Below are 23,008 nucleotides of genomic sequence, written 5' to 3' on the forward strand. Positions count from 1 at the left end.
ATTAACACAAATACATACAATTTTCTTTTGATTATTTAGGAGATTATATTAAAATACATTGCAAGAGTAGAATAGAGAAGGGGGGAAATTAAATGCAGCGCAAAATGAGACCTATGAATCCTTATGTTGCAGGAAGTCTGGCAGGCCTTCTTTCAGTAGCTTCTACGTGGTTATCTGGGAAGTACTTTGGGGCTTCAACGTCCTTTGTCCGATCTGCTGGTTTTGTGGAGAAGACACTTGCATCAGAACACTTTTCTACAGTTGGCTATTTAGTTAAAAATGCTCCTAAGATTGACTGGCAGCTGATGTTTGTGGCAGGTATCTTTTTGGGAGCCCTTGTGAGTTCTTTAGTTTCGGGTACCTTTCGATTTCAATGGGTTCCAGATTCCTGGGAAGATCGCTTCGGGAAACGCATTTTCCCCCGGGCTATAATAGCTTTCTTTGGAGGTATTGTCGCTATGTTTGGGGCCCGACTGGCTGATGGGTGACCGAGTGGGCACGGGCTAAGCGGTTCGCTTCAGCTGGCGGTAAGCGGATTTATTGCTCTGGTTCTCTTTTTTGGCGCAGGAATGCTTGTGGCCCGCATCCTGTACGGAAGGGAGTGAAAATTCATGGAGCTGGATCTAATTTTTGGGCTTGTTACAGGTATCATATTTGGTATTTTGCTTCAGCGATCTGAAACTATTCGCTATGACAGGCAGCTTGGTGCTCTTCGCCTCCTCGATTTCACTATTCTTAAGTTCATGCTTTCTACGATTATTGTAGCCATGATTGGGACATATTTCCTTAGAGATTTAGGGGTTGTAAAGCTTTCAATAAAACCAACAATTTTAGGAGGAGTCATCCCTGGCGGTATTCTGTTTGGCATAGGCTGGGGGTTGTTGGGATATTGTCCGGGAACATCTTTAGGAGCTTTGGGGGAGGGGCGTTTTGATGCTCTATGGGGTATTTTAGGGATGGTAGCAGGCGCTGCCCTTTATGCCGAAGCCTACCCCTATATGGAGCAGACGCTTTTGACATGGGGTAACCTTGGGAAAATTACCGTTCCAGAAGTTATAGGTATTAACCATTGGATTGTAATTACGGTATTTCTATTAGGAGTTCTTTTATTTTTTCAGTGGAGTGAAAAGAAGGGGCTTTAAGCCCCTTCTTTTTTTATACCTTTCTGTTGATGATTCTCCATGATAGTGTATATTGTGATCATCGAAGGAATATTCTTCATTCTTAACATCGAATCAGAGGAGATCTCATGAAAAGGAATCCGGAAATGCCATCCCCAACATCCATTACCTACTATAAAGGCTCTTTCTCAGTGCTTGCTTCCGCATCTCTTTTAGGATCAGTTGCTATTTTAGCCTTATTTGCCTACAAGGAAAATGTAAATGTGATGACCATGTTGTTGCTTCGTTTTTCTCTTTCCACGCTTTTTTTATTTCTCTTCTCAATTTGTAAAAAGGGTTATCAATGTGTTTGTGTTGAAAGAAAACAATTTTTACGTCTTTTCCTTTTAGGCGGAGTATTTTACGCCTTTTTCTGTTTTAGTTATTTTTCATCTATTCAGTACATCCCAGCGTCCTTAGCTGTCCTCATTTTTTATACATATCCAACGTTAGTTGCGATAGTTTCCTCTTTTATCAACAAGGAAAGAATTACTCGCATTGTTGTAATGTCTATTTTCCTGTCTTTTTTCGGGCTGTACTTTGTTTCGGGGCCTGGCTTGGCATCCGCGAATATAAAGGGACTTCTTTTAGCAGTATGCGCCTCTGTGTTTTATGCTGCCTATGTAATTTATGGTCATTCAGTAATGAAGGTAACTCCTTTTCATATAACAGTAGCTTATGTTTACCTGTGTGCCACTATTTTTTATGGCATTGGTGGATTATTGGCACAGAATGTGGTTTTGCCACGTACTTTTTCTGCCTGGTTTTATGTTTTTCTTGTGTCTTTCATTTCTGTTTGTGGATTTATTACTTTCTTCATAGGAGTTAAGCTTACTACTCCTACAGTTGCTTCTATTCTTAGCATGGTCGAACCCCTTGTGACTGTGCTTCTTTCAGTGATATTTTTTCAAGATCGACTGTCCCTTATGCAGGGCATAGGAGGAGGCCTTGTTCTTTTAGGGGCACTTCTCATCATTTTGAAAAATCGCATTGAAAAAAGATAGGTCTCAGAGAATCTTTTCCAAGACCTATCCCTTTTTATTGGTTTTTATTCTTCTGGCTCCGCTATGGCCGCTACGACTTCCATTTCAATATCAAGCCCATAGTTAATGTCTAAGCCGCAGTAAATACCCCGTGCTGGTGGAGTGGTGTTTTCAAAATAGCGAGAATATACTTTGTTTACAGCGTCCCATTGATCAGTGCTGCGTATGAAAATAGTGGATTTCACTACATGCTCAAGGGAGGAGCCATTCGTTTCGAGAAGGGCCTTTATGTTGCGAATAACTAAATCTGTTTGTTCTTCCACAGAGCCTCTGAGGCATTCTCCTGTTTTAGGGTCTAAAGGAAGCTGCCCTGCTGTGAAAATGAGGTTGCCAATACGAACATCTGGAGAATAAAAACCTTTTGGTGCAGGTGCATCCGGAGCATGTAAACGGACAGGTCTCATTGTGCATTCCTCCTTTATGCTAAAAAGTACCCCCATTTTATAAAATTTTTTTACGTTTATATAGCCCTGGCATGTATTGCAAAATCTGTCAAAAGGCGATGTGGGCGGTGTTTGTTAAAATTTGAATAGAGACCACAAAGAGGAGTCATCAAGAAATTGTATGGAAAAATAAACATTTTTAAAGAAAAGTATTGACAAGAACGGCTATACCTTGTAAAGTGTTAAGTGTAGTGATTTTATAGGGTATAAGAGGTGTTTTTATGTCATTAGTCATTGTAGTTACGAGTTTCATGGTAATGCTTTTTTTAGGACTGGCTCTTGGACATCCAGAGAAAATGTAAAAAATAAGCCGGGCAGATTGGCCCGGCTTTTTATGTATTTGGAAATTAGAGACCAAGATGGATAAAACCTAATTTTATTACTGTAAGAGAAAGTAACGAAACGAGAACCCAGAGAGTAACAGCTTTCAACAAAGCACCTTTACCTATCTTTTTTAGGTCTTCTTTTGTTAATCCGGCGCCTACAAAAAAAAGGGTTCCCACCATGAGTTTTTTCCCTCCTAGTGCCAGCATATTCCAGCATCCATCTGCTTCTGGCATGAGAGAACGAATAAGTGCTGCGAGCAGAAAACCAAAAAGAAACCAGGGTATTGTAGCCTTACTCTGGTTTTTGTTGAGTTTGGCTCCCAAAAATGAAAGGGGAAGAATCCAAAGAGCGCGAGTAAGTTTTACCGTTGTTCCAATGACCAGGGCTTCGGTTCCATAGATGGCGGAAGCTCCAACCACACTGCTTGTATCGTGGATAGCAAGGGCGGCCCAAATACCAAAGTCGGTCTGGCTTAATTCCATAAAGTGTCCCGCATAGGGAAAGATCAGTAACGCAATTCCATTCAGTAAAAAGACAACAGCCATAGCCACGGCAGTCTGGGCCTGAGAAGCGCCAATTACGGGAGACATGGCTGCGATTGCGCTTCCGCCGCATATGGCAGTTCCACTATTAATAAGTAAAGAAACATTATGTTCTACCTTGTAGAGTTTTCCAAGAAGCCATCCAAGCAACATGGTCGTAGAAATACTAAAAAATGTGATTCCCAGGGAAGTATAACCTACTTTTAGAATAACATTGAGTTGCAGCCCAAATCCCAAAAGGATGACGGCGAGCTGAAGTAAGTATTTTGAAAGTTTTCCCGTTATATTCTTCAAAGGGTTTCCCCAAATGAGAGCAATAATGCTGCCTACGCAGAGGGCTAGGGCAGGAGAGTTGAAAGTAAAAGTGAGAATGAGGCCGGTTACAATCCAGAAAAATGGTGACTGAAGGACCATCATGACAATTTACAACTCCTTTGTTTAAATTTGTTGCAATGCAGTGTAATACTATAACCATGATTGGTTGTTGATTCCAGCTTATTATTATGATAATTTCAATCAATAAAATTGATAACGGTGGAGGCCTTTAATGGAATCAGTAACGTTGAGGCAGCTTGAAATATTTGTTTATATTGCTCAGTTTGAGAATATGACAGCGGCATCCAAAAAGCTTTTTTTAACACAATCTGCTGTGAGTATGTCACTGAAAGAGCTAGAGAAAACGCTCGGGGGATCTGTTTTTCATAGAGTGGGAAGAGGGTTGATCCTCAACGATCGTGGGCGTGCTCTCTTGCCAAAGGCAAAAAATATTTTAGCATCGGTAAAAGATTTAGTGGATATGGCTCACAATACGGAAAAAGCTCTTATGGGAGAACTTATGATCGGGTGCAGTACGACTATAGGAAATTATTTTTTCCCCACACGCTTAAAATTATTCTGCGATGAACATCCGCAGGTAAGAATTACATTAAATGTAGGCAACACGCGAGAGATTGCCAAGCTTGTGCGAGAAGGAATTCTTGATATCGGTCTCGTCGAAGGGATTGTAGAAGAAAGGGATCTTGATGAAAAAGAGTGGGTTAAGGATGTGTTGGTAGTTATAGCATCTCCAGAACATCCTTTTGCTTGTCGCTCCATGGTTCCAATGGCAGAAATGATAGAGGAGCAATGGGTATTGAGAGAGCGTGGGTCTGGGACGCTTAGCTCTTTCGAAGCACTTCTTGCCAGTAAAAACTTGCGTTTCCCCTATGTGCAGGAGATTGGGCATACCGAGGCCATTAAGCGAGTGGTGGAAGCTGGTATGGGGATGAGCTGCCTTTCCCGTTTGGCAGTTGAACAGGAATTGCGAGAGGGGAGTCTTGTTGAAATCCCAACAGATATAGAGATTTCTCGGTGGTTCAGAATAATTTCGCTGCCTGAAGAACATAGAAGCAGGTTATTTAACTATATGATGAAATGGCTCTTTTCTTTTGCCTCCGTAAAGTAAGGAAAAAGCGGCGCCTTTTATAGAAGGGAAAAAAGGCGCCGCTTCTGTTTCTTTCACACTAAAAGAGGTAGTACAGTATCCATATCTTTATCTCCCCGTCCAGAAAGGTTTACAAGCACGGTCTGGTCTTTCGCCAATGCAGGAAGAAGTTTAAATGCATAGGCAAGGGCATGAGAGCTTTCTAGGGCAGGAATAATTCCTTCCTTATTGCTGAGGAGTTTGAAAGCATCGATAGCTTCTTCATCTGTCACAGATTTATAGTCTACCCGTCCAATATCCTTAAGATAGGCATGCTCCGGTCCGACCCCTGGATAATCAAGGCCCGCCGATATGGAATAAACTTCGGCTGGTTCTCCGTTTTCTTTTGAAAGGACGTAACTTTTGAAACCATGGATAATGTTTGGCTGACCAACAGAAAGAGTTGCGGCATGTTCTCCAGTAGCAAGGCCTTTTCCAGCAGGTTCCACTCCTATGATTTTAACTTCAGAGTCATCCAGGAATCCACTGAAAAGCCCGATGGCGTTGCTTCCTCCGCCAACACAGGCAATGGCGTAATCCGGGAGTTTTTGTTCCCGCTCTAAGAATTGAGAGCGAGCTTCTTTGCCTATGATACTTTGAAAATCACGGACCATAGTGGGGTAGGGATGGGGTCCCACTGCCGAACCGAGTAGATAAAAAGTATCAGGCTGTTCTGCAAAGGCTTTTAATGCAGCGTCTACTGCTTCTTTCAGAGTCTTTTGTCCATCCTGCACGGCAACTATTTCAGTTCCGAGAACTTTCATTCGTGCCACATTTGGTGCCTGTCTTGCTACATCGACGGCTCCCATATAGACTGTGCATTTCATTCCCATAAGGGCTGCCACTGTGGCACTGGCGGTGCCATGCATTCCAGCCCCTGTTTCTGCTATGAGTTCATTTTTACCCATGCGGCGGGCTAGAAGAGCCTGTCCTAAGGCATTGTTGATTTTATGGGCCCCTGTATGATTTAGATCTTCACGTTTAAGAAACAGACGGCCTCCTCCAAAGTGACGGGAGATATTCTTACACTCTGTTAAGGCCGATGGCCTCCCCACATACTCCTTTAGAACAGTAATGAATTCATTGCTGAACGAAGGATCTTTTTTTGCCTCTTCATATGCTTCCTCAAGCTCATCAAGGCGTACTTGAAGTGCTTCCGGAACGAAACTGCCGCCGTACTCTCCAAAATATCCTTTTCTGTTTTTTTGTATCATGAGTAATTCCTCCTTAAACTGTATGTTTTATGGGTCTGTTTATAAAAAGTGGGCTTCTCTCAACGTTGAGAGAAGCCCACTTTTTCTTTTCGTTAATAGTGTAACTGAACTAGGTAAAGAAAAAGGGGCTGGGGGTTTTAGGCCCCGCAGCCCCTGAAAGGTCAGGTCAAACCTGCGGCGGCGCTAGCTGCGCCACCACCAGAATATACCCGTTAAATTTAAGCCGGTGAGATTATCATCATATTTTTTCATGAGTGAACCATACCAATTGGAAGGTGTTTTTGTCAAGAGGGCAATAAGTAGTTATTGTAGGTGGGCTAGAGCTGAAAACAAGAAAGGCCGCTCGAAAAGCTAAAGGCAGCTTATCGGGCGGCCAACGATAGGAGTAACCGCTATCGTCGTTCATTGTTCAACGCATCTTCATAAGCAAAGGGGAGGCCCTCAAGGTCAAATTCATTTTCTTGAGGATCATAAATGTTCTTTCTTGTACGGATGTTCTTTTCAGTACTTGCCTCTTTTAGCATGTTTTGTTCCTCCTTGTATTTTTTATCAGGCTACATGAAGTACTCGAAGAGCCTTGCCTTCGTTTCTGCCGAGAGCTTCAGGGGCTTCTATGCGCACGTCCACTCGAATTCCTAAATGTTCTTTTAAGCAATGGGATGTTCTTGTTCTCAGCTTTTCCATCTCAGATGCTGAAAGAAGAGAGACAGATTCGCATACTACAGTTAAATCGGGCATGCCTTGTTTGTGATCCACATCTAATCGATAATGAAGAGAAATGCCTTTAACGTCGGCCAAAGCCGCTTCTACTTGTGAAGGAAAAATATTTACTCCGCGAATAATTAGCATGTCATCATTACGACCAGTCACTCTGGCTATTCTTTTTCCGTGTCGGCCACAAGGACATGGCTCAGATATGAGAGAGGTTAAGTCGCGAGTTCTGTATCGGATTAAAGGAAAGGCTTCTTTTGTCATGGTAGTGATGACAAGTTCTCCGAACTCACCATCAAGAAGGGCTTTACCATTCTCAGCATTAACAGTTTCAGCGAAAAAATGGGTTTCATTAAAGTGCATGCCTCGTTTCGCTCCACATTCCATGGCAACTCCCGGGCCTAAAATCTCAGAAAGGCCATATGAGTTGATTACGGTAACGCCGAGCATTTCTTCTATCTGACTTCCCATATCTTCTGTCCATGCTTCCCCACCCAAGATAGCGAGACGAAGATGAAGGCGGGATATTAAGCTTTCCTTTGCCACTCTTTCTGCAAGGTAGAGGGCATAAGATGGAGTGCTTGTAAAGACTGTTGTATGTGCGTCTTCCATCAGCATAAGCTGTCTATCTGTGAAACCTCCTCCCGATGGGATAACCATAGCTCCCAGCTTTTCAGCCCCATAATGGAACCCCAATGCTCCAGTAAATAGACCGTAGCCGAGGATAATTTGAAATACGTCATTGGGGGCAACTCCTGCTGTGGCGAGACATTCTGCCATACACTCTTTCCAGATATCAATATCTTTTTGTGTATAGGGAACGAAGGTAGGTTTGCCTGTAGTACCTGAGGATGCATGAAGCCGAACTACCTGTTCGCGTGGACATGCGAGCATGCCTAAGGGATAAGAATCCCTGAGGTCTTGTTTTGTAGTAAAAGGCAGTTTTTTAAAATCATCAATAGATTGAATGTCATCTGGAGAAATCCCAGCCACTTCCATTTTTTGTCTGTAAGAGCCTTGTGCATTCCAGACACGATGTACCATATTTTGAAGTCTTAAGAGTGTTGCCTGTTCATGAGAACCCATAACAATCTCCACCTTTCTAGTTTTAGGGAATAAAAAATAAAAAAAGGGCCGGGCTCCCTAAGAAGGGGAACCCGGCCCTGTAAAGGCCACAGACGCCTAAGCGCTGGCCCTCCAGTGGGGTCCCTCGCTGGCGTAATAATACTCAAAGAAACAGTTGGAAGAAGCGATAACATCTAAGAACATCCTAATAGCCTCCAAGCTGTCCAAATTTTGCAACACTTATATCACGATGGGAGAGGGAAGTCAAATTTAGCGCGAGTCCTTGTCATTGAGCCGCAAATTTTACATTTAGATGAGCCGTTCTGTGCTCTTGATATGAAAGGGGGGGGAAAGAATGCGCAACTGCATGATGAGCCTGAGAAAAAACTGGGGATAACAGTTTTGCATGTAACTCACGATATAGAAGATGTCCGAACCTTAGCGACGACCCCTGTTGTTGTTATTCATGACGGATAGATTTTTCAAATGGGGAAGTCTGACGGCAAAGTTCTACGACCAGACACTATCCCCTGACTGTTTCGGCCAACGTAACGGAAAATACAGGTTAGTTTGTGGATTTGGAGGGTTCTGCCAGAGGTGTGTTTTTTACTTTAAAGAAAGACATGCCAAAGTTTCTACATGGTATGTGTTTGGAAAGAAGTCGTAAGGGGTAATATGCTTTATTTTATACCCTTCTTTTTCCATATACAGAAGGTCACGGCCTAATGTTCCTGCGCTGCATGAGAGATAGGCCATACGTGAAGGGCGCGCTTTTAAGGCGAGCCATTGTCGAACGTCAGATTCTATACCTGTTCGAGGTGGGTTGAGGTAGGCTAGCCTTTCATAGCCCTCTATGGTTTCGATCCATTGAGCCAGTTGAGGTATTCGTTGGCTGCATGTTCCTCGCAAAAGGAGAGCTCCCGGAGCGTTGATACCAGCGCTTTCAATGGCCTCTGCAGATGTTTCAACTCCAACTGCATTACATCCTTTGCCAATCCATCGTTTGAGACTTGCTCCGCTGCCGCAATAAAGGTCTATGACCCCCTCATTTTCTTTTGGAGAAAGAAAAGCTTCAGCCTCGTCAAGAGAACGGATGTATAGATCCGGTATAAGTTGCTGGAAGGCCGTTGGCCCGTATATAACCCCCAGTTCATTATATGAACGAGGCTTTCCCCAAAGCAGCTGCCAGGGTCCACGTCCGAAGAGCCTTCGCCCTGCACTTGGATGCATATGGAGCCACAATCCTTCCAGTCCTATTTGAGCCAGTGCCTCCTGTTTGTATTTTAACCAGTTGAGGTCAGGTGTTTCGTGAGTTTTTAGAATAAGGGTTCCTTGCCTGCCAGCCTGTACGTAGATTGAAAGTGGGAAAAGAGGGAAGGGGGGCAAGTATTGCTCAAGCCACGAGAGAGTCAGGCGAACCCTTTCAGAATGAATAGGACACTCCTTCAACGAGATGATCTCGTCTTTTACCTTCATTCCGAAGACCCAGTCTGAAGAATTCCATTGAGCTGCAAGACTCACTTTATTTCGATATCCCCAGCGCTGTTCTGGGGCAGGAGAAAGAATGGGGTTAATAAGATGACTCCATTGATGAAGGCTTTGTTTTAACCAGGCTTCTTTTTGTTTCTCGCTTTCTTCATGGGTCATCCATCGATGGGCACAAGCTCTGCATTTTTCATTACAACCGATAGGAAGCTTTTTCATAGGTTTGACCTCTTTCTTTTTCTGAATCAGAATAATTATAGCTTGTCCCTTTTATTTCGCTGTCATTTTTGACTTCTCTAGTAAGCGTGAATGGCGGCGGGGTGTCTTCTATTGTCGATCTTGCTATTTGTTTTCTCATTTGCACCCCTCTTTTTTTGCCCAGATGAGTGCCCATTATTGGTTGGCTGGATGTTAGCATATTTTGATATAAAAGCCTCATAAACTCTAGTTCACAAGGCTTTCTAAATGAAAATTCGTTGAATTTCCTAGTTATTGTTTTTGGGTGATGGTATACTTAAAAAAATAAATAAAAAGTCTATGCTCAAGAATTTGCTCTTCTGATTGACGCATATTTGATGGCGCTCCTAAATATACACGAGAGAAGGAGATAAAAATGAATCCCACCGTAACTTGGTCATGGACAGCAAGGTATTTAGAGAAAGAAGTAAAATAATGGAAATAAAACAAGATTTAGACAAGGTGCATTTACAGTATTTATTCGATAATGCGCTAGATGTGGCCGTGTTGGTCGATCCTTCAGGAAATGTGTGTAGGGTCAATTCCTATTTTGAAAGGTTATTCGCTTTAAAAGAAGAAGAGATTATAGGAAAATCTATCATAGATCTAGCATTTCCCCCCCATTCCCGAAATAGAGCGAAACAGGCAATTTTAGAACTTCAAAAAGGAGAAAAAATAGAGCTTTCTGAAGTTCAGTGTATGAGGAAAGATGAAACGACTTTCCCTTGTCGTGTAGTTGTTTTCCCCATTCTGTTTAATTCAAAGGTTGCAAGCATATATGTTGTTTTTTATGATTTAACTCAGAAGAATGAGAGAGAAAAACAGCTTCTTTATGCTTCTGCTGTGGTAAAAGAAAGCCCAGTAGTTTTTTTCCGTTTGAAGGCTGATGAGGGCTGGCCTATTATTTATGCTTCAGAGAATGTTAGTCGATGGGGCTATACCTCAGAATTATTGGTAAGAAATGAGAATTCTTATCTTGGCATTATTTATGAGGAAGACAGGGAAAAAATAATTCGTCAGGTTCGATTTTATGAAGAAGCCGGACGTGAAGAGTACGAACTTGAATATCGAATTCTAACTGGTAAAGGCGATATTATCTGGGTAAATGAAATGGCATCTGTATTGAGAGACGACTATGGGCGAGCCCTTTACTACCAGTGCGCTGTAAAAAATGTTACAACTCGCAAAGAAGCTGAAATAGCTCTGTCCCTGAATTATCACAAAATGAGTCGGGCATGGGATCAAACTATTGAGGTTATGGCTATTACTACTGAAATGAAAGACCCTTTTGTAGTGGGACATCAGAAAAGGGTGGCCTCTTTATCTTGTGCCATAGCAGTGAAACTTGGTCTAAAAAAAGAAGAGGTTCACAACCTGGAAAAAGCGGCCCTTGTCCATGATATTGGAAGGGTGGAAATACCATCGGAACTCTTAAATAAACCGGGGCCCCTGACAGATGCAGAGTTTGAACTTGTACAGACCCATTCAGAAATTGGTTTCGCCATTTTGAGCCGTATCGATCTTTCATGGCCTTTGGCTGAAATTGTGCATCAGCATCATGAACGCATTGATGGGTCGGGATATCCCAGAGGTTTGAAGGGTGACAAAATTTTACTGCCTGCCAAGATCATTAGTGTGGCGGACATCGTTGAAGCCATGACTTCCCATCGTCCATATCGTCCAGCTTTAGGCATCGATGCAGCTCTTGATGAGATAGAGAAACTGAAGGGTGTTGCTCTAGATGAAACTGTGGTAGATTCTTGCGTGAAGCTTTTTAGAGAGAATGAATTTAGCTTTATTGATGAGTAATATATAAAGATAAGAATAAAAAGCTGGCTTACAACATAATAAATACTGTTGCTTTGTTTTCCTTAACATTTCAAGATTATAAACTTAAACGGCATTGAGTAAAAGAAAGGAGGGGTGAAAGTGTCGCTATTTAAAAAAAGGTTCTTTTTACTAGGGATACTCTTTGTTGGCAGCATTCTTTTCATGGCTCAGCTTCTTTTGGCGGAGGCGAGAGATGTTCGGGTTGACCTTGGAGCGGACGAAAACAAGCTTAGGTGGTACATGGTCAAGGTTGATGAGGTAGAGGGGATGCCCGTGGTTACATTGCGTGTTTATTATGCAGTAGCCCAGGAGAAAAAAAAGATGGCCCAAGCTCTTGTCTCAGAGGCAGAAGTTGATGAAGCCAAGGCCGAAAGACTCTATTTCACTGAATATGACTATGTATTTCATAGCACAGATAATACCTATGCCATATATGCTGCCCGGCATTACGATATGGGCGGGCACGAAATTTTTTCCGCTGGCGTAAACTTTCACGATATGCAGTGGATGGAAATTATAGAAAAATCCATCCCCTTCAAAGCGAAAGCAGCCTATAATAAACTTTAATTATTTTTAGTCAATACGAAAAGTAAACTCATTTTTTTCGAAAAGATGAACACAACACGTGACGATAGAGGGGTCAAAAGCAGTGCCGGCCCCTTTTTTTATTTCTTCCAGGGCTTCTTCAATAGAATACGCAGGTCGGTAAGGTCGCGGAGAAACCATTGCTTCCACCACATCCGCAACAGCTAAGATTTTGGCTTCCTGTAAAATTTCCCTGCTTTTTAACCCCTTGGGATAACCAGTCCCATCAATGCGTTCATGATGTTGTAACACTATTTCTGCCACAGGCCATGGGAAACGCACATTTCGCAGAACTTCATATCCAAAACGAGAATGTTGCTTGACGATGTTGTATTCTATGGCCGAAAGAGACTGTGGTTTAATTAGTATCTCTGAAGGAATATAGAGCTTTCCCAGATCGTGAACGAGGGCTGTATTGTATACGGCTTCTCTTGCTGAGTCTGAGAGCTTCATTTTTTTTGCTATAGCCAGACAAAGCTGAGCGACTCTGTTCTGATGGCCGTAAGTTGAATGGTCCTTCATTTCTATAACCCGCCCAATTGTTGAAATAGTGGAATGAAATGTTTGTTCTAATTGTTGAATGGTTCTTAAAAGATCTTCTTGCTGTTGCTTGCGTTCAAAGGCTCGTCCTATTGTTTCTGCCAGTATCTTGAGGCTGGCATCATTAATAAGTTGCTGTGGGGTAGAAGACTTCCTTTGGGCCAGAAGAAGAACCCCGGGCTTATTAAACCCTGCAGAGAAAGGCAAGAAAGTCACCTTTATTTTTCTTCCATCAGCATTATCGCTCTTTTCTATAGTCAAAGGCTCAGGGTTCGCTAAAAGATCTTGTTGTAATAATTCGGTGGGAAATGAGAGAGACTCTTTTAGCAATTCAATTGATTCGAAGTCTGTAGATTGCCACATGCTTTTCAAGTTATATTCGTAATTGTCCTTTCGAGGGGTATATAGGGCACACCCAAGAAGTCCAAGCCTTGTTCCAATTTCATGAAGAACATCCTTTAAGGTGTTTTCAAAAGGGCCGGAGAAAACAAGACGTGATGATATGGCGGAGAGCAGGGCTTCAAAATGAAATCTTTGGGCTAAGGCATTTTGTTGGTTTTTTTGACGGGTTATATCCCTGAAAAGAAGAAAAGCTTCCTTTTTCTTTCCTGTGAACATAACAGGGAAGCCGCTGATAGACACGGCTAAAGATGTGCCGTCGCTTTTGTTGCGATATCGAGAAATATCTTTTATGGGATAGGACAGGGCCTTTTTCAAAAGAGACTTGCCATCTTCACATTGGCCTTTCGATAGGCAAATGATCTTGTTGAGATCCGCACCTTTCACTTCGTGCTTAGAATAACCAAACATGCGGCAGAACTCGTTATTAGCTCGTAAAATGCGGCCCATCTCATCTAGGGCTATTATTCCTTCAGGGGCTCCTTCCATAAGGCCTCCGAGATAATTCTGCTCCCTCTTTAGAGCGTTGTTTATCTGGCGGCGTCGGTATAGTTTAATCAGAAGCAAAATACTTAGTGCTAAAAGAACTGTGATCACCGCAACGTTTGTTATAATAAAACGAAAATTCTCCCTCACATCTTTGTAAGGGTCTTCCATAACGTGGCTTCCAGCAGGTAGTTTTTCTAATAAGATGCCGTGTTTTTTGAGTTCATGATAATTAAACACCCACTGGACAGGTTCGTTTTCGTTAAAAGGGATCATTTCAGGTGGTGTTCCCTTTATTATTTCTAATGCTATTTCAGCAGCAATGTTTCCAAGTCGCTCTCCAGCATAGATTGCCCCTCCGATTATGCCATCGAGCTCCACTGCCTCTGCAACATTGGTATATATGGCAAAATCTCCAGAACGATGAATGCTTTTTATAGTGTCTGGGAGGCTTAGATAATATCCATCAGAGGTAGATAGAGCGGAGGTAAGGAGTATGACTGTATTTCTAGGTTCCTGCAATTCTAAAAACGAGCTAACCTCTTGTTGGGGGAAAGAGGTCAGCAAGATTATCTCTACGTAGTCTTTTCTTTCTTTTGCTATGTTCAAGAGTTGGCTGATGTTTTGGATTCCTGTCAGGGATGTGTCTCCTATGACGACTATTTTCTGAAGAGCTGGATGGAGGCGTGTCATCATTTCAACCATTTTTTTATAAGGAGCGGCCTGCACTGTACCTGTAAAACGTTTTCGCAGCGAGTTGGGCAGTATGGAGACATCGCTAACTCCAGTGAAAACAACAGGAACGGTGGGAAAAACAGCTGCCCCCTGACGAACTAAAAAACGGAAGGCATGATCTCCCTCACAAATAATGACCCTGAGATGTGAGGGGAAATATTTCATAAAATAAAGTTCTTGTAACGATCTGTTTATTGTGTGATCGGGTAGACGTTGAACATCTAGGTATTCTATGAAGGGCTCTGTCCGCACGTCAGTTTTTTGCAAAGAGGATAAAATACCCTGAGAAATAGATTCTGTCCTCTTATTATTTTCATCATAGGAAAAAAGAATAAGAAGGGGAACTTTAGGTTCGTAAGAAAACACATCTTTGGGGCGGAGTATAAGCAACCCCGCTATAATAAATAAAAATATTTTTAGTATGATGCGCCTTCTCGTTCCCATGGCATCCCCCGGTTTGCTATTTTTCTTCTAGATCGCTTTTTTTCATTGAAAGAGAGATCCTTTTCCTATCCATGTCTATGTCCATCACTATTACTTTTACTTGTTGTCCTGGCGAAACCACAGCATGAGGAGATGAAATATATTTATCTGAAAGAGCGCTGATATGTATGAGCCCGTCCTGATGTACTCCAATGTCAACAAAAGCTCCAAAGGCTGTGACATTAGTAATAATTCCAGGAATCACCATCCCTTTTTTTAAGTGAGATATATCCGTGATCCCATCAACAAAAGAAAATTCTTCGAAAATACAGCGTGGATCCCGTCCCGGTTTTTCTAGTTCCTCCATTATGTCCTTTAACGTGGGAAGGCCTATCTCTCCTTTAACGTATCGAGTAATGTCAATGCGCTGGCGTATTTCGGCTTTTCCCATAAGTTCTTTAACGGTAGTGTTCAGATCTGACGCCATGTTTTTTACCAGAGCATAGTTTTCCGGGTGAACGGCGCTGCTGTCCAGTGGGTTAACTCCTCCTTGAATGCGTAAAAAACCAGCGCATTGCTGAAAAGATTTGGGCCCCAGGCGGGGGACCTTTTTAAGATCGTTGCGAGTATTAAAAAGACCGTTCTCTTCTCTGTATTTTACTATATTGGCTGCAAGTTGGGGACCAACTCCTGATACAAAAGTTAACAACTCTCGGCTGGCAGTATTAATATCAACTCCTACAGCATTAACACAACTCATCACTGCATCATCAAGGGCGCGTTTCAAGGCTTTTTGGTCAACATCGTGCTGATATTGCCCCACACCAAGAGATCTGGGATCTATTTTAATAAGCTCTGCCAGAGGATCCATAAGGCGGCGTCCTATAGAAACAGCTCCCCGTATAGTCACGTCATGGTCAGGAAATTCTTTGCGCGCTATTTCTGATGCTGAATAGACTGAAGCTCCACTTTCGTTGACCATAGTGGTAATTATATTCTGAGGGAGGTTGAGTGTTTTTATAAAGGTTTCTGTTTCCCTTCCTGCCGTTCCATTTCCTATAGCAATCGCTTCTACAGAAAACTTATTTACTATCTCGCGAATCTTTTTAGCTGACTCTTCCTGTCTGTTTATAGGTGGGTGAGGGTAAATAGTGTCTGTAAAGATAAGGCTTCCTTGTCTGTTTAGACAGACAACTTTACATCCTGTTCTAAAACCTGGATCAACAGCAAGTATGTTTTTATATCCAAGTGGCGGTGTCATAAGGATTTCGCGGATGTTTTGGGCAAAGACAGAGATAGCTTCTTCATCTGCTCTTTTTTTCAATGCGTTTCTTAATTCTGTTTCCATGGATGGGGAGAGAAGTCGCTTATAACCGTCAGTAATAGCTTCTTCAAAGAGATCGGCTTCTTCTCCCTTTGTCTTTATAAAAAGCTTTTTTAGAGCTGAGAGACACAACATTTCGTCTGGCTGGATTTTAAGAGAAAGCATGCCCTCATTTTCTCCTCTGAAAAGAGCTAAAATTCGATGGGACGGGGCCTGTATCGCTCGCTCTCTCCAACTGAAGTAGTCTTTATATTTTGCCGCCTCATTCTCCTTTTCAGAAACAAGAGCAGACGTAATATAGCTATGTCTTGCAAATATCCTGCGGCATATATTGCGTGCCTCACTGTTTTCATTTACCCTCTCGGCAATAATATCCAATGCTCCTTTAAGAGCTTCTTCTATGTTCTCTACCCCTTGTTCAATATTGATGAAGGCTTTAGCCTCATGGCGAGGATTACAGCCATCCTGGCCCATAATGTTTTCCGCTAAGGGCGCAAGCCCCTTTTCCAGAGCCATGCTCGCCCTTGTCTTCCTTTTAGGGCGATAGGGAAGGTATGTATCTTCTAAAGTTGTAAGATTTACTGCATCGTTTATTGCTTGTGCAAGTTCATCGGTAAGAATTTCCCGATCTTCCAAAGATTTTAAAATGGCCAGTCTGCGCTTCTCTAGTTCTAAAAGCTCTTCCCGCCTGTCTCGAATGCGGGCAATAGAAACTTCGTCAAGGCTGCCTGTGGCCTCTTTTCGATATCTGGCAATAAATGGTATTGTGCATCCTTCATCAAAAAGGGAGAATACGGCCTCAATTTGGGCGTGGGAAATTTTCATTTCTGTAGAAATAACTAAAACGAGGTTGAGTTTCTGCTGAACCATGTACTATGAAACCTCCTAGATTAATCTTTTATTCTTAAGTATACTACCATGTTTTTTTATTTACGCATTTGATGAAAAAATGGTAAAATTGAAAATAATTTAGAGGTGATTCGTTATGGAATCTTGGAAAGAATTAATCTATAAGACATTGGACATGCTTTATATACCTGACAGCTTAATTGAGATGAGAGGGCGTGCTGTTTTGCATATATCGGATACGCCGTCTTCTTTTTATCCATGTCTTAAGAAATTGATTAACCTGCTTGAGCCTTTAGCAGTGATTCATACAGGTGACCTTGTTGATGAAATAAAGCTTGCTATCCAGCCTAATAGGTTGCAACATTACATCAAAAGGCTTCGTCCTCTCGCCCAGATACTGGAAGGTGGGAAAAAAAGAGACGTAATTGTTATAATAGGGAATCATGACAATGAAGATGTGGCAAGGCAGGTGTTTCATAAGAGTCTTATTGTAAACAAGAGCGGCTCTTTTAACGTGTGTGGTGTTTCGTTAAACGTGAGTCATCATTTTGAAGGGCTTCCTATCTCGCCGGGGGCGCTGAATTTATTTGGACATAATCAATTCATGCCAGAGCCAGGTGGCGGAGACGTATATTTAAATGGGTTGCTTTCGATGCATCTTATAGATCCAGATAATGGGAGCATTCACCCACTGTCCTACCCGCGATTTGTAGATCAAAACAGGCTTTTGAAGAGAAAGTTTGGGTTATAGGGTCAACTTTAACGAATTAAAAGTGTTATTTTTAAAGTTTGCTTTGCAAAACACTTGTCAAATGACTAATGAACCTACTATACTTAACTTGTTTCAGAGAGCGAAACACATTGATCTATAAAAGTTCCTGTTTTTTATTACTTGCGGCGCTATTCAAGGGAGGTCGAATTTCATGGAAGTGCTCAAAGTCTCTGCAAAGTCGCAACCCAAATCCGTCGCTGGAGCTATCGCAGCAGTTCTTCGGGAAAAAGGGGCAGTTGAGGTCCAGGCAGTTGGGGCTGGTGCTGTAAACCAGTCCGTGAAGTCAATTGCCATAGCACGGGGATATGTGGCTCCCAATGGAATTGATCTTGTGTGTATTCCTGCTTTTGCCAAGATCGAGATTGATGACGAGGAAAGAACGGCTATCAAGTTTCAGCTTGAGTCACGTTAGAAATTAGACGTTTTTGCCGTAAGGGAACAGGCAGGCGTAACGGTATTTTCACCGTTGCGCTTTTCTTTTATGTCCTCTCAATTTCCCACTGGAGAATTTCGTCGCAAATGTTTATACTTACCTGCATAATGTATAAAAAGATAGAATGCTTGCTATAGGCATCTATATATGTGTTATGTTTTTCGTAAATTGTTCCTCATATCAATGGGAGGGAGTTTTATGGCAGATATTAAGGCACCGCGAGGTGTGAGGGATATTCTCCCTGAAGAATCCTGGAAATGGTCCTATGTGCTGAAAATTGCAGCGGAAGTGGCAAAAAACTTTGGCTATTCCGAGGTTCATTTACCTGTTTTTGAGCACACAGAGCTTTTCTCTCGCGGTATTGGTGAAACAACGGATGTTGTGGAAAAAGAGATGTATACTTTTGAAGATCGAGGTGGTCGCAGTCTCACCCTTCGGCCAGAAGCGACAGCATCAATGGTTCGCTGTTATTTAGAGAATAAGCTGAACAGCCATGCGCAACCAGTGAAATTGTGGTGCGCAGGCCCCATGTTCCGTTACGAGCGTCCCCAGAAGGGGCGATATCGTCAATTTTGGCAGCTGGATTTTGAGAGCCTTGGGACAAAGAATCCCATGGTAGATGTGGAGGTTATTGCTCTTTCTCTTGAACTATATCGGCGTCTTGGCCTTCAGAATCTTGAAGTGGTGATCAATTCTGTGGGGTGTCCTGAGTGTCGACCAGCGTATAAAGAGAAGCTCAAAGAGTATTTTAAGCCACGGTATGAAGAACTTTGCAAAACATGTCAGAGCCGTTTTGAAAGGAATCCTCTCCGAATTCTTGATTGCAAGAATCCTGAGTGTAAAGAAATTACGGATGGGGCACCGGATATCTACACGAGCCTTTGCGATGATTGCCGTTGCCATTTCGATAAGGTACAAGAGGGATTAAGCAGAATTGGGGCTCATTATCATATAGACAAACGCCTTGTTCGCGGTCTTGATTATTACACAAAAACGGCTTATGAGGTTTTGTCTGGAGCTCTTGGCGCTCAGAATGCCGTGTGTGGCGGCGGTCGTTACGACAATTTAGCAGAGACAATTGGCGGTCCTTTCACTCCAAGCGTTGGTTTTGCTACTGGCCTTGAGCGGATAGTGCTCGTTATGGAAGAACAAAACTGCTCTTTCGGACCTAGCCCAGATCTGGATGTATATGCCATTGGCCTGGATGAAGCTTCTCGCGAGGAATTGCAAAAACTGCTGACGGAGCTTAGGCAGGCAAATATTTCAACAGACATGGATTATATGGAGCGAGGGATGAAAGCTCAATTTAAATCAGCCGATGCTTCGGGAGCGGTTTTTGCCTGTATTCTTGGTGGGAACGAGTTGGCTAATGGCGTGGTCAACGTTAAGAACCTCAAGACTGGCGAACAAATAGAGGTTGAAAGAACAGCCGTCCTTAACTACATAAAAAGCAATTTATAATAATAAAGCGAGTTTGCCATCTGTTGTGGAGGTTATAGAATGAGCAGGTCGGAACATTTTGATGCATCCTGGAAACGTACAGTACGGTGTGGAGAACTTTGTCTTGAACAAGAAGATAATAAAGTTGTTTTGAATGGATGGATTCGCCGCCGCAGAGACCTCGGAGGACTTATCTTCATAGAGCTATGGGATTATACAGGGGTTACACAAGTTGTCATCAATCCTGAGATTGTTCCTGAAGTACATGAACGAGCTAAGTCTTTGCGGAGTGAATTTGTTATTTCGGTTCACGGTAAGGTCCGGAAACGACCGGAAGGGACAGTAAATCTCTCTATGAAGACAGGCGAAATAGAAGTTATAGCTGAGGACTTTATGTTGCTTTCCCCAGCAGCTCCTTTGCCTTTTGAAGTTTCCGATGCTACAAATAAAGTGGATGAAAATTTAAGGTTGCGCTACCGTTATCTCGATTTGAGACGGGATAAAATGCAGCGCAATCTCCGAATTCGCAACCAGATAACCAGGTTTACCCGTGATTTTCTTGCCCGTTACGATTTTGTCGATATAGAAACCCCTATGTTGACAAAATCTACACCAGAAGGAGCCAGAGACTATCTTGTCCCGAGCCGTGTAAACCCTGGCACTTTCTACGCTTTGCCTCAGTCACCGCAAATCTTTAAACAGATTCTGATGGTCAGTGGTTTTGATCGGTATTACCAGATAGTGAAATGTTTTAGAGATGAAGACCTCCGTGCTGACAGGCAGCCGGAATTTACTCAGATTGATATGGAAATGAGCTTTATCACAGAGGAAGATATTTATGCCCTGGTAGAGGAGTTTATGGCTGGCCTCTTTAGGGAGGTAGCTCAAGTTGACATCCCTACTCCCTTTAGGAAAATGGACTACTGGGAAGCTATGGATTGTTTTGGCAGTGACAAACCAGATTTGCGCATCCCTTTTGAAATACATGATGTCGCTTATATCTTTAAAGAAAGTAACTTTGCACCATTTAAGGATCTTTTAGCCAAAGGCGGGTACGTAAGGGGCTTGCCCTTACCCGGCGGCGCATCCCTTTCTCGGAAGGAAGTTTCACTTGTTGAGGAAAAAGCAAAAAAACTTGGCGCAAGCGGACTTGCGTGCTTCCAGTTTAAAGAGGGGTGCCTGAAAGGCCCTCTTGTAAAGTTTCTTTCAGAGGAACAGCGGCAGCGCCTTGTGGAGAAGGTCGCGTTGCATGAGGGTGATGCACTTTTTGTATTAGGTGACCTGAACCGATCTGTAGCAAGCCAAATACTGGGACAGCTTCGCTTGGATCTTGCAAAAGAGCATAATCTTATCGATAGGGATAAATGGGAATTCCTTTGGGTTGTACATTTCCCTCTTTTCGAGAGAGATGAAGAAGAAAATAGATGGGTTGCAGTGCATCACCCATTTACGTCTCCTGTAATTGAAGACCTTCCTTTTCTTGATAGCGAGCCCCAAAAGGTCAGGTCACGAGCCTACGACTGTGTTCTTAACGGGAATGAAATAGGAGGTGGGTCTATCAGAATACATGATCCTGAAATGCAGGAAAAGGTGTTTCAATGCCTGGCATTTAGCAGAGAAGAAGCCAGAAAACGTTTTGGTTTCCTTCTTGATGCCTTGAGCTCAGGTACGCCGCCTCATGGCGGCATTGCCTTTGGTGTGGACCGCCTTGTAATGCTTCTTTGCGGAGCCTCATCCATTCGCGATGTAATGGCATTTCCCAAAACCCAGAAGGCTCAGTGCTTAATGTCTGGAGCTCCTTCTTTTGTAAGTCAGGAGCAGCTGGACGAACTCCATATCGATAGTCTGGCCGAAGAAGACCAGGAATAGCATACTAAAAGGCCGGAGCGATCCGGCCTTTTTAAATAAAGAAAGGAGATGAAAACTATGGTTCGTATTCATTACGTAGGGCATGCTGCATTTCTCATCAAGACAGAAGAGTTCCAGCTTTTAATTGACCCTTTTATAAGGGGGAACCCTCTTGCTGTTGACACAATAGATGCCTTCACTAACATAGATTACATTTTTGTTACCCACGGTCATGGAGATCATCTGGGGGATACTGTGGAAATTCACAAGCGCACAAAGGCTACAGTGATTACAAATTTTGAAATTTCTCAGTATCTTGGTAATAAAGGCGTTGCATGCCATGCCATGCATATTGGCGGTTCTTTTGCATTTCCCTTTGGCCAGGTGAAAATGACGCCGGCTCTTCATGGATCTGGCATAACAGACGAAAAAGGAAATGTTATACCTGGAGGGAATCCCTGTGGCTTTCTCATCGAAATTCAAGGCTGCAAAATCTATCATGCAGGGGACACAGGACTGTCTGTGGAAATGCAACTTTTAAAAGACGAACATATCCACGTGGCTCTTCTGCCTATTGGAGGAAATTTTGTAATGAACGTTCAAGATGCGGCGAAAGCTGCAAATATTATTCAACCCTCTCTCGTTGTCCCTATGCATTACAACACTTTTGACCTTATTAAAGCAAATCCTGAAGAACTTGCACCTCTCATTACTGGCAATACGGAAGTTCGAGTTCTTCAGCCGGGGGACGAGCTTCTTATCAAATCCTGACTCTAGTTTCTTTAATACCGCAGATCGTAGGTAGGATGGTAAACCTTTTCGTCATGAAGTCCCTGTGCTTGTTTTTCTAGCGCTTTTTTTGCCTCTTCTCCCATATTGACAGCCAGGATAGATGAGAGAATGTGTATAAGGAAAAGGGGGCCAATAAGAGAACTCCCAAAGGTTGGGCTCATATCGCTCACAAAGAACGAGAGATCAGCGAATTTGCAGATTGGAGCAGCTGGACTATCTGTAATAGTGATGATGTTGGCCCCCCGTTCTGCTGCTAGTTTGATCGAATTTGTAACCTCTATAACGTAGCTCGGCAATTCGCAAACAATAACAAGATCACCTTTTTCTATGGCTCGAGCTTGTTCGATGAGAGCTAGAGAACCTCTTTTCAGAAGTACGCCCTTCAAACCTAGTTCCAGTAGGCGAGTGTAAAGAGATTCAGCTACAAGGGCAGAGATTCCCCAGCCTACGCAGAAAATGGTTTTTGCTTTTTGCAGCATGGTGCAAAAAACTGCGGCGTTGTCAGCCTGAATCTGGTTCCAGGTATCATCGATGTTCGCATGCTCAAGGCGATATATTTCTTCTGGAAGATTTTTGTGGTCTTTCATAATTTTTGAAAGCATGGCAGAGGGATTGACTTGCTGCAAAACAGTTTCTTTAAGAGTATCTTTCAATGCAGCATACCCATCGAATCCAAGCATTCTTGCTACACGGACAAGCTGCGCTTTTGATACGTCAAGCTTTTCTGCTACTTCTCCGATGGATAAAAAGGCTGCTTCTCTAGAATTGGCAAGAATATATTCCACAACCCGTCTCGCCTTTTTAGGCATTCCCTCCATCTTATGTCTTAAGAGATCAAGGAATTCCTGATCAGACATGATCAA

Annotated in this window: 22 protein-coding genes; 12 read left to right on the forward strand and 10 right to left on the reverse strand. The window is 42.8% G+C overall.

Translation table 11 applies throughout. The annotated features are described in order from the left end of the window. Positions 1–92: 92 nt before the first annotated feature. The 3 genes from B2U56_RS00655 (at position 93) to B2U56_RS00665 (ending at position 2,164) form a co-directional block, all read left to right on the forward strand. Entirely contained in the window at positions 93–605 is a 513-nt protein-coding gene (locus tag B2U56_RS00655) for a YeeE/YedE thiosulfate transporter family protein (protein ID WP_013047923.1), read from the forward strand. A 6-nt stretch (positions 606–611) separates the two neighbouring features. Then, the gene (locus tag B2U56_RS00660; protein ID WP_013047924.1) at positions 612–1,142 is read left to right on the forward strand and encodes a DUF6691 family protein; all 531 of its coding nucleotides are present in this window, start codon (positions 612–614) and stop codon (positions 1,140–1,142) included. A 107-nt stretch (positions 1,143–1,249) separates the two neighbouring features. Further along, entirely contained in the window at positions 1,250–2,164 is a 915-nt protein-coding gene (locus B2U56_RS00665) for a DMT family transporter (protein ID WP_286951546.1), read from the forward strand. 44 nt (positions 2,165–2,208) lie between these two features. Here B2U56_RS00665 and B2U56_RS00670 read toward each other — a convergent pair whose 3' ends face one another. Together B2U56_RS00670 and B2U56_RS00675 are read right to left on the reverse strand one after the other, a co-directional pair. Continuing rightward, positions 2,209–2,607, reverse strand: coding sequence for a RidA family protein (locus B2U56_RS00670; RefSeq protein ID WP_286951548.1), 399 nt, complete (start codon positions 2,605–2,607; stop codon positions 2,209–2,211). Between the two features lie 386 nt (positions 2,608–2,993). Further along, positions 2,994–3,932: a YeiH family protein gene (locus B2U56_RS00675; RefSeq protein WP_286951550.1), complete on the reverse strand. Its 939-nt coding sequence runs from the start codon at positions 3,930–3,932 to the stop codon at positions 2,994–2,996. Between the two features lie 130 nt (positions 3,933–4,062). Between B2U56_RS00675 and B2U56_RS00680 the strand changes: the two genes are divergently transcribed. Further along, complete coding sequence (locus tag B2U56_RS00680) at positions 4,063–4,959, forward strand: LysR substrate-binding domain-containing protein (RefSeq protein ID WP_013047928.1); 897 nt, start codon at positions 4,063–4,065, stop codon at positions 4,957–4,959. 53 nt (positions 4,960–5,012) lie between these two features. Here the strand turns inward: B2U56_RS00680 and trpB are convergent, their stop codons facing one another. The 3 genes from trpB to B2U56_RS00695 all read right to left on the reverse strand — a co-directional run bounded on the left by trpB (position 5,013) and on the right by B2U56_RS00695 (position 7,988). Then, complete coding sequence (trpB, locus tag B2U56_RS00685; RefSeq protein WP_013047929.1) at positions 5,013–6,191, reverse strand: tryptophan synthase subunit beta; 1,179 nt, start codon at positions 6,189–6,191, stop codon at positions 5,013–5,015. A gap of 392 nt (positions 6,192–6,583) precedes the next feature. Further along, positions 6,584–6,715 (reverse strand): hypothetical protein, encoded by a 132-nt coding sequence (locus tag B2U56_RS00690; protein ID WP_286951554.1) that lies wholly within the window; start codon positions 6,713–6,715, stop codon positions 6,584–6,586. A gap of 25 nt (positions 6,716–6,740) precedes the next feature. Next, positions 6,741–7,988 carry a phenylacetate--CoA ligase family protein gene (locus B2U56_RS00695; protein WP_286951556.1) on the reverse strand — a complete coding sequence of 416 codons (1,248 nt, stop codon included), beginning with the start codon at positions 7,986–7,988 and terminating at the stop codon, positions 6,741–6,743. Between the two features lie 210 nt (positions 7,989–8,198). Here B2U56_RS00695 and B2U56_RS00700 point away from each other — a divergent pair, with 210 nt between their 5' ends. Beyond that, complete coding sequence (locus B2U56_RS00700) at positions 8,199–8,444, forward strand: hypothetical protein (protein ID WP_286951558.1); 246 nt, start codon at positions 8,199–8,201, stop codon at positions 8,442–8,444. A gap of 129 nt (positions 8,445–8,573) precedes the next feature. Here B2U56_RS00700 and B2U56_RS00705 read toward each other — a convergent pair whose 3' ends face one another. Together B2U56_RS00705 and B2U56_RS00710 are read right to left on the reverse strand one after the other, a co-directional pair. Further along, entirely contained in the window at positions 8,574–9,671 is a 1,098-nt protein-coding gene (locus tag B2U56_RS00705; RefSeq protein WP_286951561.1) for a class I SAM-dependent RNA methyltransferase, read from the reverse strand. Then, the gene (locus tag B2U56_RS00710; RefSeq protein ID WP_286951564.1) at positions 9,646–9,810 is read right to left on the reverse strand and encodes a hypothetical protein; all 165 of its coding nucleotides are present in this window, start codon (positions 9,808–9,810) and stop codon (positions 9,646–9,648) included. The genes B2U56_RS00705 and B2U56_RS00710 overlap by 26 nt, the downstream gene beginning before the upstream one ends. Before the next feature lie 314 nt (positions 9,811–10,124). On the opposite strand from B2U56_RS00710, the gene B2U56_RS00715 reads away from it, so the two are divergent. Further along, entirely contained in the window at positions 10,125–11,498 is a 1,374-nt protein-coding gene (locus B2U56_RS00715) for an HD domain-containing phosphohydrolase (RefSeq protein WP_286951566.1), read from the forward strand. Positions 11,499–11,618: 120 nt separating this feature from the next. After that, a complete protein-coding gene (locus tag B2U56_RS00720; RefSeq protein WP_286951567.1) occupies positions 11,619–12,086 on the forward strand; it encodes a hypothetical protein in 468 nt (155 codons plus the stop codon). A gap of 6 nt (positions 12,087–12,092) precedes the next feature. Here the strand turns inward: B2U56_RS00720 and B2U56_RS00725 are convergent, their stop codons facing one another. Continuing rightward, positions 12,093–14,708 (reverse strand): ABC transporter substrate binding protein, encoded by a 2,616-nt coding sequence (locus B2U56_RS00725; protein WP_286951569.1) that lies wholly within the window; start codon positions 14,706–14,708, stop codon positions 12,093–12,095. Positions 14,709–14,724: 16 nt separating this feature from the next. Continuing rightward, positions 14,725–16,881: a Tex family protein gene (locus tag B2U56_RS00730; RefSeq protein ID WP_286951570.1), complete on the reverse strand. Its 2,157-nt coding sequence runs from the start codon at positions 16,879–16,881 to the stop codon at positions 14,725–14,727. Between the two features lie 115 nt (positions 16,882–16,996). Here B2U56_RS00730 and B2U56_RS00735 point away from each other — a divergent pair, with 115 nt between their 5' ends. From B2U56_RS00735 to B2U56_RS00755, 5 genes are all read left to right on the forward strand, one after another. After that, positions 16,997–17,611 (forward strand): metallophosphoesterase family protein, encoded by a 615-nt coding sequence (locus B2U56_RS00735; RefSeq protein ID WP_286951572.1) that lies wholly within the window; start codon positions 16,997–16,999, stop codon positions 17,609–17,611. Between the two features lie 172 nt (positions 17,612–17,783). Then, positions 17,784–18,044 (forward strand): stage V sporulation protein S, encoded by a 261-nt coding sequence (locus B2U56_RS00740; protein WP_013047939.1) that lies wholly within the window; start codon positions 17,784–17,786, stop codon positions 18,042–18,044. A 219-nt stretch (positions 18,045–18,263) separates the two neighbouring features. Further along, the gene (gene hisS / locus B2U56_RS00745) at positions 18,264–19,526 is read left to right on the forward strand and encodes a histidine--tRNA ligase (RefSeq protein ID WP_286951573.1); all 1,263 of its coding nucleotides are present in this window, start codon (positions 18,264–18,266) and stop codon (positions 19,524–19,526) included. A 39-nt stretch (positions 19,527–19,565) separates the two neighbouring features. Further along, a complete protein-coding gene (gene aspS, locus B2U56_RS00750; protein ID WP_286951575.1) occupies positions 19,566–21,374 on the forward strand; it encodes an aspartate--tRNA ligase in 1,809 nt (602 codons plus the stop codon). Between the two features lie 57 nt (positions 21,375–21,431). After that, positions 21,432–22,124: a metal-dependent hydrolase gene (locus tag B2U56_RS00755; protein ID WP_286951578.1), complete on the forward strand. Its 693-nt coding sequence runs from the start codon at positions 21,432–21,434 to the stop codon at positions 22,122–22,124. An 11-nt stretch (positions 22,125–22,135) separates the two neighbouring features. Here the strand turns inward: B2U56_RS00755 and B2U56_RS00760 are convergent, their stop codons facing one another. Next, positions 22,136–23,002 carry a MurR/RpiR family transcriptional regulator gene (locus B2U56_RS00760; RefSeq protein WP_286951580.1) on the reverse strand — a complete coding sequence of 289 codons (867 nt, stop codon included), beginning with the start codon at positions 23,000–23,002 and terminating at the stop codon, positions 22,136–22,138. Positions 23,003–23,008 lie beyond the last annotated feature (6 nt).

Source organism: Aminobacterium sp. UBA4987, assembly GCF_002396985.1.
Taxonomy (GTDB): Bacteria; Synergistota; Synergistia; order Synergistales; family Aminobacteriaceae; genus Aminobacterium; species Aminobacterium colombiense.